This is a genomic window from Streptomyces sp. NPDC060027 (assembly GCF_042737005.1).
Taxonomy (GTDB): Bacteria; Actinomycetota; Actinomycetes; order Streptomycetales; family Streptomycetaceae; genus Streptomyces.
On sequence record NZ_JBHWVI010000237.1, the window covers coordinates 1 to 13182 of the forward strand.

Genomic DNA, 13182 nt, shown 5'->3' on the forward strand with positions numbered 1-13182 from the left:
GACAGTCTCGGCGCCGACGTAGGCGCCGATCGCACCGGCGCCGAGAACTGCGACTCTCACTGTGTGGCGCTCCGTTCGGTCGAGGGTACCGAGGAACTTCCGAACTCTGTCGACGAAATATTGTCTACAGGATGGAATGGGCGGGGGCAAGGGGCCTGACGACGCCGGGGGCTTCGGGGCACTCCGCGCGCGGCGCGAGGAATCCGGACCCGGTGACCGTTCGTCGCGTCAGGGGGACCGCTCATCGCACACGGTCGCCCCGTTCGCGCCGCGTGGGTTCACAGTCGGGCAACCGCTTCCTATCGTTCCGGATCATGAGCCCTCCTGTCGCACCGCCCGGTTGGAGCCGCTGGCTCGTCCCGCCGGCCGCCCTGTCGGTCCACCTCTCCATCGGCCAGGCCTACGCCTGGAGCGTCTTCAAGCCGCCGCTCGAATCCGCGCTCGGACTCAGCGGAACCCAGAGCGCGCTGCCCTTCCAGCTCGGCATCGTGATGCTCGGTCTGTCGGCCGCGTTCGGAGGCACGCTCGTCGAGCGCAACGGACCGCGCTGGGCCATGACCGTCGCCCTCGTCTGCTTCTCCTCCGGCTTCCTCATCGCCGCGCTGGGCGCCGCCACCGAGCAGTACTGGCTGATCGTGCTCGGCTACGGCTTCGTCGGCGGGACCGGCCTCGGCATCGGCTACATCTCACCTGTCTCCACCCTGATCAAGTGGTTCCCGGACCGGCCCGGCATGGCCACCGGCATCGCGATCATGGGCTTCGGCGGCGGCGCGCTGATCGCCTCGCCCTGGTCCGCCCAGATGCTGAAGTCGTTCGGTTCCGACTCCTCCGGGATCGCGCTCGCCTTCCTCGTGCACGGGCTGACGTATGCCGTGTTCATGACGCTCGGGGTGCTGCTGGTGCGCGTGCCCCGAGGCGAGAAGCCGTCCGCGTCCGGGCCGAGCGCGCTCGACGGGGTCCAGGTCTCCGCGCGCGGCGCCGTACGCACCCCGCAGTTCTGGTGTCTGTGGATCGTGCTCTGCATGAACGTGACCGCGGGCATCGGCATCCTGGAGAAGGCCGCCCCGATGATCACGGACTTCTTCGCGGACTCCTCCACACCGGTCTCCGTCTCGGCCGCCGCCGGGTTCGTCGCCCTGCTCTCCGCGGCCAACATGGCGGGCCGGATCGGCTGGTCCTCGACCTCCGACCTGATCGGACGCAAGAACATCTACCGCGTCTATCTCGGGGTCGGCGCGCTGATGTACGGGCTCATCGCCTGGCTCGGGGACTCCTCCAAGCCGCTGTTCATCCTCGCCGCGCTGGTGATCCTCTCCTTCTACGGCGGAGGCTTCGCCACGATCCCGGCGTATCTGAAGGACCTGTTCGGCGCCTATCAGGTGGGCGCCATCCACGGCCGGCTGCTCACCGCCTGGTCCACCGCCGGTGTCCTCGGCCCGCTGATCGTCAACTGGATCGCGGACCATCAGGAAGCGGCCGGCAAACACGGCTCCTCCCTGTACGGGCTGTCGTTCCTGATCATGATCGGGCTGCTCGCCGTCGGCTTCGTCGCGAACGAGTTCGTACGGCCCGTCCATGCCCGCCACCACATCCCCGCACCGAGGGAGGCCGCCGATGTCGCACGACAGCAGCCCGAGTCCGCCTGACCGGCGACCGCTGATCGCCTTCGCCTGGCTGTGGGTGGGCGCCCCCCTGTGCTACGGCCTCTACGAGCTCGTCCAGAAGGCGACACAACTGTTCTCGGGGTAGATCGGGCGTCCGAGAGTCTGACAGAAGCCGACAAGCCTGGCGTCCCAATCCTGTGGCATCACCTGCCGTCGTACCCGTGAGTCATTGATCAGACTGGTGGATCCCGCTACCGAAGCACGAGGGGGACCACTCATGAACGGCTCACGGATCGCCGCCGTCGGCCATTACCAGCCCGCCAAGGTACTCACCAACGAGGACCTGGCGGGCCTGGTCGACACCAGCGACGAGTGGATCACGAGCCGGGTGGGCATCCGGACGCGCCACATCGCCGGGCCCGACGAACCGGTCGACGAGCTCGCCGCGCACGCCGCCGCCAAGGCGCTCGCCGCGGCCGGCCTGACGCCGAGCGACATCGACCTCGTCCTCGTCGCCACCTCGACGGCCGTCGACCGCTCCCCGAACATGGCCGCGCGCGTCGCCGCCCGCCTCGGCATCCCCTCGCCGGCCGCCATGGACGTCAACGTCGTCTGCGCCGGCTTCACCCACGCCCTCGCCACCGCAGACCACGCCGTGCGCGCCGGTGCCGCGACCCGGGCGCTGGTCATCGGCGCCGACAAGATGACCGACGTGACGGACTGGACCGACCGCACGACCTGCGTCCTCGTCGGGGACGGCGCGGGGGCCGCCGTCGTCGAGGCCTGTCCCGCGGGCGAGGAGCCCGGCATCGGGCCGGTGCTGTGGGGCTCGGTGCCCGAGATGGGGCACGCCGTGCGCATCGAGGGCACTCCCTCGCGGTTCGCGCAGGAGGGGCAGAGCGTCTACCGCTGGGCCACCACGCAGCTCCCGCCGATCGCCCGCAAGGCCTGCGAGCGGGCCGGCCTCGTGCCCGAGGACCTCGCCGGAGTCGTCCTGCACCAGGCCAACCTGCGCATCATCGAACCCCTCGCCCTGAAGATCGGCGCGGTCAACGCCGTCGTCGCGCGGGATGTCGTCGAGTCCGGGAACACCTCCGCCGCGAGCATCCCGCTGGCCTTCTCCAAGCTCGTCGAGCGCGGCGAGATCTCCACCGGCGACCCCGTCCTGCTGTTCGGCTTCGGCGGCAACCTGTCCTACGCCGGGCAGGTCGTCCGCTGTCCCTGAGGCGGCCTGAGCTGCTCGTCCGGCGCCCGCGCGCCCGGGTGTGACAAGCCCAACTCCCGTGCCCGTCGGCCTTTGTGCGCCGTAGACTGTAGGCGAAAGACAATTGATAATCGACTTTCCTATCGCGGCGACGGCGCTGCCCAGGAGGGACCGTGATGTTGTCGACAGGCCTGCCTCAGGGAGCGGTACCCAAGCTCGAGCGGCCCGGTCCGCTGCGCGACCGTGTCTACGAGGCGCTGCTGGAACTCATCACCACCCGCGCCCTCCAGCCGGGCCAGCATCTCGTCGAGAGCGAACTCGCCGGTCACCTCGGGGTGTCCCGGCAGCCCGTGCGTGAGGCCCTCCAGCGGCTGAGCACCGAGGGATGGGTCGATCTGCGGCCCGCCCAGGGCGCGTTCGTGCACGAGCCGACCGAGGAGGAGGCCGACCAGCTCCTCACCGTCCGTACGCTCCTGGAGGCCGAGGCCGCCCGGCTCGCCGCCGCCAACGCGGGCGCCGCCGCCGTCACCGCGCTCGAGGACCTGTGCGCGGAGGGCGAGCGGGCGGTCGCCGCCGACGACGTGGACGGCGCGGTCGCCATGAACGCGCGGCTGCACGCCAAGGTGATGGAACTCGCCGGCAACACGGTCCTCGCCGAACTCGCCGCACAGGTCGACCGCCGGGTCCGCTGGTACTACACGCCGGTGGCCCGGCAGCGCGGCCGGCAGTCCTGGATCGAACACCGCGAACTGATCGCCGCGATAGCGGAACGTGACGAACAGCGCGCCACCGCGGTCATGCGGGCCCACACGGAGCACACGCGGAAGATGTACCACGAGCGCGAGAAGTAGTCAGCCGACGGAAACCCTCCCCGAGCCCCGGCTCGGGCCCCCGCCCGGTCGCGAGGCCGGGCGGCACGGCGACCAGCGGGCCTCCGCGCCGTGCATCACGACCAACACCGCGACCAGAGCGGGAAGTTCAGCGACCGTACGCGCCGTACATCCCGTCTCCTCCGCTGGTGGGTCCACGGGGTCGCCACCTGACGGGTGCGCCGCCTCGGCCGGCACCGAACGCGCCGCCGCACCCGCTTCCCCGGCCGGGGACGGACCCGGCACCCTCCGCGCCGCCGGCTGCGCCGGTTCGCCCACCGACGCGTGGCCCGCCTCGTTCCCCGCCGTGCTCATGTGTCCCGCGCGACAGATCGGTGCGGAGAACGTATGCGGCCGTACCGCCGAGAGTCCGGCGCTCCTGCCGCCGGCCTCCCTTTGTCCTGCGAGTGGGGAAAGTGCGCGGGAATTCCTGCGCGACTTCTTCCAACTCCCGGCAGCCACTGCTACGTTCCCCTCGAAAGCAGGGCCGGTGAGGTTGGCCGGAACCTGACGGACGCCGGCCGGTCGAGGCGGGGAGGGGCTCGTGAGACGTATGACGGCACGACCCGCGAACGCTCATCAGGCCAGGCTGCTGCGGCTGTTGCGCGACGGTGGCCCCAACTCCCGTGCCCAGCTGGGCGATCAGATCGACCTCTCGCGGTCGAAACTGGCCGTCGAGGTGGACCGGCTGCTGGAGACCGGGCTCGTGGTGGCCGACGGACTCGCCGCCTCACGGGGCGGACGCCGCTCGCACAACGTCCGGCTCGCACCGGCGCTGCGCTTCCTCGGCGTCGACATCGGCGCGACCTCGATCGACGTGGCCGTGACCAACGCGGAGCTGGAGATCCTCGGGCACATCAACCAGCCCATGGACGTACGCGAGGGTCCCGTCGCGGTGTCCGAGCAAGTGCTCGCCATGGCGGCGAAGTTGAAGGCATCGGGGTTCGCGGAGGGGTTCGACGGCGCCGGGATCGGCGTTCCGGGTCCCGTCCGTTTCCCCGAGGGTGTCCCGGTCGCCCCGCCGATCATGCCCGGCTGGGACGGCTTACCGGTCCGCGAGGCGCTCAGCCAGGAACTCGGCTGTCCGGTCATGGTCGACAACGACGTGAACCTGATGGCCATGGGGGAGCAGCACGCGGGCGTCGCACGCTCCGTGGGCGACTTCCTCTGCGTCAAGATCGGCACCGGCATCGGCTGCGGCATCGTCGTCGGCGGTGAGGTCCATCGCGGTGCGACGGGCAGCGCCGGCGACATCGGGCACATCCAGGCGGTGCCCGACGGGAGGCCGTGCGCCTGCGGCAACCGGGGCTGCCTGGAGGCCCACTTCAGCGGCGCCGCGCTCGCGCGCGACGCCGTGGAGGCCGCTCGGCAGGGACTGTCGGCCGAGCTCGCCTCGCGGCTGGAGACGAACGGCGGGCTGAGCGCCGTCGACGTCGCCGCGGCCGCCGCGGCGGGCGACGCCACCGCGCTCGATCTGATCCGGGAGGGCGGCAACCGCACCGGCCAGGTCATCGCCGCACTCGTCAGCTTCTTCAATCCCGGCCTGGTGGTGATCGGCGGTGGGGTGACAGGTCTCGGCCACACCCTGCTCGCCGCGATCCGCACCCAGGTCTACCGCCAGTCGCTTCCGCTCGCGACCGGCAATCTGCCCATCGTCCTCGGGGAGCTGGGCCCGACCGCCGGAGTCATCGGCGGGGCCCGGCTGATCAGCGACCACCTTTTCTCGCCCGCGTAAGTCACCTCCAGGAATCGGACCACCGGCGCCGCGTCCCGCTCCGCCGTGCCCGAAACCGCCCGCCCCGTACGCGCACCGCCCGGCAACCGGCCCGCACGCCTGCCCGAGGGAACCGTCATGGCACCAGAACCACCCCTGCTCACCATGTCCGGCATCACCAAGTCGTTCCCCGGCGTCCGGGCCCTCGACGGCGTCGACCTCGACGTCCAGGCCGGCGAAGTGCACTGCCTGCTGGGCCAGAACGGCGCCGGGAAGTCCACCCTCATCAAAGTCCTGGCCGGCGCCCACCAGCCCGACGACGGCACCATCGACTGGCGCGGCGAGCCCGTCACCCTCAAGTCCCCGATCGCCGCCATGCGCCTGGGCATCGCCACCATCTACCAGGAACTCGACCTGGTGGAGGGGCTGTCGGTCGCCGAGAACGTCCACCTCGGACATGAACCCACCGCCGTCGGCTTCGTCGTACGGGGCAAGGCCGCCAAGGCGGCAACCGCCGCCCTTCTCAAGCGACTCGGGCATCCCGAGATCGATCCGGCGCGGCTCGTCGGTGATCTGTCCGCGGCCCAGCAGCAGATCGTCTCCATGGCACGGGCGCTCTCCCACGAGGTGCGCCTCATCGTCATGGACGAACCGTCGGCAGCCCTCGACCCCGACGAGGTCGACAACCTCTTCCGCATCGTCGGGGACCTGACCGCGGCCGGTGTCGCGGTGGTCTACATCTCGCACCGTCTGGAGGAGATCCGCCGCATCGGCGACCGGGTCACCGTACTCAAGGACGGGCGTGCGGTAGCGGGGGGACTGCCCGCCAGGTCGACACCGACCCGCGAGGTCGTGGCCCTGATGACGGGACGCAACGTCGAGTACGTCTTCCCGGACCGGCCCGGCGCGCGGCCACCGGGTGACCCCGTCCTCACGGTCCAAGGCCTCTCCCGGCAAGGGGAGTTCGCGCCGCTCGACCTCGAACTGCGCCCGGGGGAAATCGTCGGCCTGGCCGGACTCGTCGGCTCCGGCCGCTCCGAGATCCTGGAGACGATCTACGGGGCACGCAGGCCGACCACCGGCCGGGTCAGCGTGAACGGGAAGCCGTTGCGCACCGGCAGCGTGCGCGCCGCCGTGCGCGCCGGAGTCGGACTGGCCCCCGAGGAGCGCAAGGCGCAGGCCCTGCTGATGCTGGAGTCGGTCACCCGCAATGTCTCCGTCTCCTCCATGTCCAGCTACGCGCACGGGGGCTGGATCGACCGGCGGGCCGAACGCGGCGCGGCCCGGGCGGCCACCCGCGAGCTCTCCCTGCGCCCCGACAACCCCGCGGTGCCGGTCAGGACCCTGTCCGGCGGGAACCAGCAGAAGGCCGTGCTGGCCCGCTGGCTGCTGCGCGGCTGCCGCGTCCTGCTCCTCGACGAGCCCACCCGCGGAGTCGACGTCGGAGCCCGCGCCGAGCTGTACGCGGTGATCCGCCGGCTCGCCGACGAGGGGCTCGCCGTGCTGCTGGTCTCCAGCGAAGTGCCCGAGGTCCTCGGGCTCGCCGACCGCGTCCTGGTGCTCCGCGAGGGGCGCGTCGTGCACACGGCACCCGTCCGCGAGCTCGACGAACACCGCGTACTCGACCTCGTGATGGAAGGAAGTCCTGTGGCCAGTGAAGGGAGCCCGGCGTCATGACGCAGCATGTGTCCCCGCCCCGGGACGGCACCGACATGGTGCCTTCGACGCGTGAACTCCCCGCGTGGCGCACCGTCGTGGCCCGCGCCGACGTCCGCACCCTCTCGCTCCTCGGCGTCCTCGCCGCCCTGATCGTCATCGGCGGCATCACCAGGCCCGACGAGTTCCTCGACACCCGCAACCTCCAACTCGTCCTCACCCAGGCCTCGGTGATCGGCGTCGTCACCGTCGGGATGACCTTCGTCATCACCTCCGGCGGCATCGATCTGTCGGTCGGCGCGATCGTCGCGCTCTCCTCGGTCTGGGCCACCACGGTCGCCACCCAGGAGTACGGCTTCGCGGGCATCCTCTTCACCGCGGTGCTGGTCGGCCTGGGGTGCGGCCTGGTCAACGGGCTGCTCGTCGCGTACGGCGGGATGGTCCCCTTCATCGCGACGCTCGCCATGCTCGCCTCGGCCCGCGGACTCGCCCTCCAGATCACCGACGGCAGGACGCAGATCGTCTCGGTCGACGGCATCCTCAAGCTCGGCGAACGCGACTCCTACGTCCTCGGTGTCCCGCCGCTGGTCCTGGTCTTCGCCGTCGTCACCGTCCTCGGCTGGCTGATCCTCAACCGCACCACCTTCGGCCGGCGCACGGTCGCCGTCGGCGGCAACGCGGAGGCGGCACGGCTCGCCGGCATCGACGTACGACGTCAGCGGCTGTATCTCTATCTGCTCTCCGGACTGTGCTGCGGCATCGCCGCCTTCCTGCTGATCATCCTGTCCGGCTCCGGCACGAACACCAACGGAAACCTCTACGAACTCGACGCCATCGCGGCCGCGATCATCGGCGGCACCCTGCTCAGCGGGGGCCGCGGCACCATCACCGGCTCGGTGCTCGGCGTCCTGATCTTCACGACGATCACCGACATCTTCGCGCTGAACAACCTCCAGAGCGACGTCCAGCAGATCGCCAAGGGCGCGATCATCGTGGCCGCGGTCCTGGTCCAGCGGCGCACAGCAAGCACGACCTGACACGGGAAGGGTCCACCGCCATGCCAGAACCCATGAGCCTGACCAGTCGCAGAGGACTGCTCTTCGGGACCGCCGCCGTCTCGGCCGGCGCGATCCTCGTCGGCTGTACCAGCAACGACACCAAGGACGACAAGCCGGCCGCGAACGACCAGCCGGCCGCCGACGACAAGCCCGGCAAGCACGTCACCATCGGCTTCGCCGGACCGCAGGCCGACCACGGCTGGCTCAACGCCATCAACGACAACGCCAGGAGCCGGGCCAAGAAGTACTCGGACGTGTCCCTGGAGATCACCGAAGGCTCCAACGACACGGCCGCCCAGATCGGCCAGATCGAGACACTGATCAACAAGAAGGTCGACGTCCTGGTCGTGCTGCCGGCCGACGGCAAGGCCCTCACCCAGGTCGGTCTCAAGGCCATGCGGGCGGGCATCCCCGTCATCAACCTCGACCGGATCTTCAACTCGCCTCAGGCGTACCGCTGTTGGATCGGCGGCGACAACTACGGCATGGGCCTCAGTGCGGGGCACTACATCGGAGAGAAGCTCAAGGGCAAGGCGGGCGCCAGAGTCATCGAACTCGCCGGGCTCGACAACCTGGAACTCACCAAGCAGCGCACCGAGGGCTTCGACGCGGCTCTGAAGAACTACCCGAACATCAAGAAGGTCGCCCGCCAGGCGGCCGAGTTCACCGTCGAGTCGGGCCAGGCCAAGATGTCCCAGCTCCTGCAGGCGCAGCCGAAGTTCGACGCCCTGTGGAATCACGACGACGACCAGGGCGTGGGGGCGCTGCGGGCCATCGAGCAGGCCGGACGTGACGACTTCCTGATGGTCGGCGGGGCCGGGGCGCTCTCCGCCTTCCAGGCCATCGACGCCGACGACAGTGTCCTGAAGGCCACCGTCCTGTACCCGCCGACCATGGCCGCGTCCGCGATCGACCTCGCCCGCACCCTCGGGCAGGGCAAGGGCATCGGAGGGCTCGCCGAGTTCGAGATCCCGGCGTCGCTCACGCTCTTCTCGGCCGTCGTCGACAAGGACAACGTCAAGCAGTACATGGCCACCGGCTTCAAGTGATGCGCCCCGCCGCCACGGGGGCCCTGTCCGGGAGACAGGGCCCCACCCCCACCGCGCCACGACGACGAGGAGGACACCCGCATGGGACAGGGCGACGAGGCCGCCAAGCCGCCATTGGGCGTGGGCATGGTCGGCTACGCGTTCATGGGCGCCGCCCACTCACAGGGCTGGCGCACCGTGGGCCGCGTCTTCGACCTGCCGCGCCGCCCGGTCCTCGCCGCCGTCTGCGGCCGGGACGGACAGGCCGTGCGGGCGATGGCGGACCGGCACGGCTGGGGGGCTGCCGAGACCGACTGGCGTGCGCTGATCGCCCGGGACGACGTCGACCTCGTCGACATCTGCACACCCGGTGACAGCCACGCCGAGATCGCCGTCGCCGCGCTGGCCGCGGGCAAGCACGTGCTGTGCGAGAAGCCCCTGGCGAACACGGTCGCCGAGGCCGAGGCCATGGCGGCGGCGGCCGCCTCGGCCCTGGGGCGCGGTCAGATGTCCATGGTGGGCTTCAACTACCGGCGGCTCCCCGCCACGGCGCTCGCCCGTTCCATGGTCGCCGAGGGCCGCCTCGGAGCCCTGCGGCACGTGCGGGTGACGTACCTTCAGGACTGGCTGGTGGACCCGGAGTTCCCGCTCACCTGGAGACTCCGCAAGGAGACGGCCGGTTCCGGCGCCCTCGGCGACCTCGGGGCCCACATCGTCGACCTCGCGCAGTATCTGGCGGGGGATCCGCTCGGCGGGGTCTCCGCCCTCACCGAGACCTTCGTACGCCGACGGCCCCTGCCCCTGCGGGCGTCCAGTGGGCTGTCGGCCGTGCCGCAGAACGGCGCGTCCGATCCCGGATCCGGTCCCGGGTTCGGCTCCGGATCGGGGTCCGATGCCGTTCCGGGCTCCCGTTCGGGCGCCGTCACCGTCGACGACGCCGCCCTCTTCACCGCCCGGTTCGCCTCCGGAGCGCTCGCCTCCTTCGAGGCCTCCCGCTTCGCCACCGGACGCAAGAACTCCCTGCGCATCGAACTCAACGGCGAGCGCGGCTCGTTGGCCTTCGACCTGGAGCGCCTCAACGAACTCGCCTACCACGACCACACGGAACCCGCCAGCCACGCGGGCTTCCGCCGCATCCTCGTCACCGAGCCCGACCACCCCTACCTCGACGCCTGGTGGCCGCCGGGGCACGGCCTCGGCTACGAGCACACCTTCGTGCACCAGGCCCGCGACCTCGTCCGGGCGATCGCGGCCGGGCGCCCGCCCACGCCGTCCTTCGCCGACGGGCTGCAGGTGCAGCGCGTCCTCGCGGCGGTCGAGGAGAGCGCCGAGAAGAACTCCCTGTACACACCCGTAGCGGTCTGAGGAGGCCCGGAATGCCGCGCAACTTCACTCTCTTCACCGGCCAGTGGGCCGATCTGCCTCTCGAAGAGGTCTGCCGCCTGGCCCGTGACTTCGGCTACGACGGACTCGAACTCGCCTGTTGGGGCGACCACTTCGAGGTCGACAAGGCGCTCGACGATCCGTCGTACGTCGAGTCCCGGCGCGCGCTTCTCGACAAGTACGGTCTCAAGTGCTGGGCCATCTCCAACCATCTGGTCGGCCAGGCCGTCTGCGACGCCATCATCGACGAACGCCACCGGGCCATCCTGCCCGCCCGTATCTGGGGTCACGGCGAGGCCGAGGGCGTGCGCAAGCGGGCCGCCGCCGAGATCGCCGACACCGCGCGCGCGGCGGCGGCCTTCGGCGTCGACACCGTCATCGGGTTCACCGGCTCGGCGATCTGGCACCTCGTCGCGATGTTCCCGCCCGCCCCCGAGTCCATGATCGAGCGCGGCTACGAGGACTTCGCCGCCCGCTGGAACCCGATCCTGGACGTCTTCGACGCCGAGGGCGTCCGGTTCGCGCACGAGGTCCACCCGAGCGAGATCGCCTACGACTACTGGACGACGCACAAGGCCCTGGAGGCGGTCGACCACCGGCCCGCCTTCGGCCTCAACTTCGACCCGTCGCACTTCGTCTGGCAGGACCTCGACCCGGTCGGATTCCTCTACGACTTCCGCGACCGGATCTACCACGTCGACTGCAAGGAGGCCCGCAAGCGTCTCGACGGCCGCAACGGCCGGCTCGGCTCCCACCTGCCCTGGGGCGACCCGCGGCGCGGCTGGGACTTCGTCTCCGCGGGCCACGGCGACGTGCCCTGGGAGGACGTCTTCCGCATGCTGCGCTCCATCGACTACGCGGGGCCCGTCTCGGTCGAGTGGGAGGACGCGGGCATGGACCGGCTCCAGGGAGCGCCCGAGGCCCTGACCCGCCTCAAGGCGTACGACTTCGAGCCGGCGTCGGCATCGTTCGACGCGGCGTTCGGCGGCAACGACAGCCCCTAGCCGCCCCACCGCCCGGCAGCAGCAGGCACAGCACGGCACGGCCCGGCACGGCCCGGCACACGAGGGGGCCCTCTCCGCCGACTCGCGGGGAGGGCCCCCTCGTACGGGCCGTTCTTTCGCCACACGCTCGCGGGTGTCAGCCCGAGGTCACGCCATCTCCTCGCCGAGCGGGTGCGGATTGGGAACGATGGTCCGGGCCTGCGGCCGGCCCGGTGCCTTGAGGAACAGGGCCAGCACGGCGGACGCCAGACCGATGGACCCGGCGAGCACGAACGCGCCCTGGTAGTCCCACGCGCCGACGACGACCGCGCCCATGCCGGAGCCCACCAGGCCCGAGATCAGCTTCGAGCTGTAGACCATCCCGTAGTTGGAGGCGTTGTTGTTCTCACCGAAGTAGTCGGCCGTCATGGCCGCGAAGAGCGGGAAGATCGCGCCGCCGCCGAAGCCCGAGACCATGGAGCAGAACAGGAAGAACGGCATGCTGCCCATCTGGCCGGAGACCAGGACGCCGAACTGCGCCGTGCCCAGCACCAGACACACGATGATCAGGGTGTGGCGCCGTCCGAACCGGTCGGAGATCCAGCCGATGACACCGCGCCCGGTGCCGTTGACGATGGCCTTCAGGGACATCGCCGTGGCCACGATCCCGCCCGCGAAGCCCATGTCCTTGCCGAACGGGACCTGGAAGGCGATGCCGAAGATGTTGATCCCGGCCGTGCACAGCAGACAGAACCACATCATCCACAGAACGGGGGTACGCGAGGCCTCCTTGGGGGTGTACTGCTTCACCGCCGGCGGGTTCTTCTCCAGCGCCCGCCGGACCTTCGGGTCGTCCGACACCTTCAGCGGATCCACGTTCGCCGGCCACCAGCCCTTCGGCGGGTCCTTGTAGAACCAGCCGGACACCGCGACCACCGCACAGCAGAGCAGACCGACACCCACCAGGACGCCCCGGTAGTTGCCCAGATCCATGTACGAGGTGAACAGGAAGACGAAGGGCACGGACCCGTAGGCGAAACCGCCGTTGACGAAACCCGTCTTGCCGCCCTTGCGCTCCGGATACCACTTGCCGACCATGTTCACGCTGGTCGCGTAGACGAGACCGGCACCGATGCCGCTGCACATGCCGAAGCCGAGATAGGCGACCGCCACGTTCGGCGCGAACGCCAGGGACACATAGCCGAGCAGGGTGCCGAGCGCGCCCAGCAGCATCGCCGTACGGGCCGGGAGCCTGCCGCTCTCGCGCAGTTGCCCGGCCGGGAAGGCCACGGCCGCCTGGAAGAACACCCAGACGCCCATCAGCCAGAAGATGTGTCCGCTGCTCCACAGATGAGCCTCGTGGAGCGTGTCCTCCGCCGACGTGAACGCGTACTCGGCGGAGCTGATGCCCATCATGCCCGCCCAGGGCAGGAAGACCATCCATGCGCGTTTGCGGCCCATGATGTCGACATCGGACTCGCCGATGCGATACACGCGGCCGTTGTGGTCCGTCACCTCTTGATAGGGGACGGGAGTCGAGTAGTCGGTGGTTGTCATGTCGCTCTAGCACCCCTTGCGTCGAAAGATCTGGTCAGCGCCCCCTGCCACATGCCTTTCGTGCGCCCGCGGGTCCCGGGGGCGGCCGACGCGCACCGTCGGCCGCCCCCGCGCACACTCATGTCA

11 protein-coding genes are annotated in these 13182 nt (G+C 70.6%); 10 read left to right on the forward strand and 1 reads right to left on the reverse strand.

Annotated features, from left to right (window positions below; all coding sequences use genetic code 11):
- Positions 1-314: 314 nt before the first annotated feature.
- The 10 genes from ACFWBT_RS36315 (at position 315) to ACFWBT_RS36360 (ending at position 11520) form a co-directional block, all read left to right on the forward strand.
- Positions 315-1646: an OFA family MFS transporter gene (locus ACFWBT_RS36315; RefSeq protein WP_385707258.1), complete on the forward strand. Its 1332-nt coding sequence runs from the start codon at positions 315-317 to the stop codon at positions 1644-1646.
- Positions 1615-1749, forward strand: coding sequence for a hypothetical protein (locus tag ACFWBT_RS36320; RefSeq protein ID WP_266763888.1), 135 nt, complete (start codon positions 1615-1617; stop codon positions 1747-1749). Before ACFWBT_RS36315 ends, ACFWBT_RS36320 begins: the two co-directional genes overlap by 32 nt.
- 132 nt (positions 1750-1881) lie before the next feature.
- A complete protein-coding gene (locus ACFWBT_RS36325; protein WP_385707260.1) occupies positions 1882-2829 on the forward strand; it encodes a beta-ketoacyl-ACP synthase III in 948 nt (315 codons plus the stop codon).
- Between the two features lie 155 nt (positions 2830-2984).
- Positions 2985-3659, forward strand: coding sequence for a GntR family transcriptional regulator (locus ACFWBT_RS36330; protein ID WP_385707274.1), 675 nt, complete (start codon positions 2985-2987; stop codon positions 3657-3659).
- A gap of 571 nt (positions 3660-4230) precedes the next feature.
- Positions 4231-5412, forward strand: coding sequence for an ROK family protein (locus ACFWBT_RS36335; protein WP_385707276.1), 1182 nt, complete (start codon positions 4231-4233; stop codon positions 5410-5412).
- Between the two features lie 117 nt (positions 5413-5529).
- Complete coding sequence (locus tag ACFWBT_RS36340; protein ID WP_385707262.1) at positions 5530-7068, forward strand: sugar ABC transporter ATP-binding protein; 1539 nt, start codon at positions 5530-5532, stop codon at positions 7066-7068.
- Positions 7065-8084, forward strand: a complete 1020-nt coding sequence (locus tag ACFWBT_RS36345; protein ID WP_385707264.1) for an ABC transporter permease — start codon at positions 7065-7067, stop codon at positions 8082-8084. The genes ACFWBT_RS36340 and ACFWBT_RS36345 overlap by 4 nt, the downstream gene beginning before the upstream one ends.
- 20 nt (positions 8085-8104) lie before the next feature.
- Complete coding sequence (locus ACFWBT_RS36350; RefSeq protein ID WP_385707266.1) at positions 8105-9154, forward strand: substrate-binding domain-containing protein; 1050 nt, start codon at positions 8105-8107, stop codon at positions 9152-9154.
- 81 nt (positions 9155-9235) lie between these two features.
- The gene (locus ACFWBT_RS36355; protein WP_385707268.1) at positions 9236-10498 is read left to right on the forward strand and encodes a Gfo/Idh/MocA family protein; all 1263 of its coding nucleotides are present in this window, start codon (positions 9236-9238) and stop codon (positions 10496-10498) included.
- Between the two features lie 11 nt (positions 10499-10509).
- Positions 10510-11520 carry a sugar phosphate isomerase/epimerase family protein gene (locus ACFWBT_RS36360; RefSeq protein ID WP_385707270.1) on the forward strand — a complete coding sequence of 337 codons (1011 nt, stop codon included), beginning with the start codon at positions 10510-10512 and terminating at the stop codon, positions 11518-11520.
- Between the two features lie 147 nt (positions 11521-11667).
- Here the strand turns inward: ACFWBT_RS36360 and ACFWBT_RS36365 are convergent, their stop codons facing one another.
- Entirely contained in the window at positions 11668-13056 is a 1389-nt protein-coding gene (locus ACFWBT_RS36365) for an OFA family MFS transporter (protein ID WP_385707272.1), read from the reverse strand.
- Positions 13057-13182 lie beyond the last annotated feature (126 nt).

Coding starts and splice junctions, on each gene's coding strand:
- ACFWBT_RS36320 (WP_266763888.1), top strand. CDS start 1,615: ATGTCGCACGACAGCAGCCCGAGTCCGCCTGACCGGCGACCGCTGATC.
- ACFWBT_RS36365 (WP_385707272.1), bottom strand. CDS start 13,056: ATGACAACCACCGACTACTCGACTCCCGTCCCCTATCAAGAGGTGACG.
- ACFWBT_RS36315 (WP_385707258.1), top strand. CDS start 315: ATGAGCCCTCCTGTCGCACCGCCCGGTTGGAGCCGCTGGCTCGTCCCG.
- ACFWBT_RS36355 (WP_385707268.1), top strand. CDS start 9,236: ATGGGACAGGGCGACGAGGCCGCCAAGCCGCCATTGGGCGTGGGCATG.
- ACFWBT_RS36350 (WP_385707266.1), top strand. CDS start 8,105: ATGCCAGAACCCATGAGCCTGACCAGTCGCAGAGGACTGCTCTTCGGG.
- ACFWBT_RS36335 (WP_385707276.1), top strand. CDS start 4,231: ATGACGGCACGACCCGCGAACGCTCATCAGGCCAGGCTGCTGCGGCTG.
- ACFWBT_RS36340 (WP_385707262.1), top strand. CDS start 5,530: ATGGCACCAGAACCACCCCTGCTCACCATGTCCGGCATCACCAAGTCG.
- ACFWBT_RS36360 (WP_385707270.1), top strand. CDS start 10,510: ATGCCGCGCAACTTCACTCTCTTCACCGGCCAGTGGGCCGATCTGCCT.
- ACFWBT_RS36345 (WP_385707264.1), top strand. CDS start 7,065: ATGACGCAGCATGTGTCCCCGCCCCGGGACGGCACCGACATGGTGCCT.
- ACFWBT_RS36330 (WP_385707274.1), top strand. CDS start 2,985: ATGTTGTCGACAGGCCTGCCTCAGGGAGCGGTACCCAAGCTCGAGCGG.
- ACFWBT_RS36325 (WP_385707260.1), top strand. CDS start 1,882: ATGAACGGCTCACGGATCGCCGCCGTCGGCCATTACCAGCCCGCCAAG.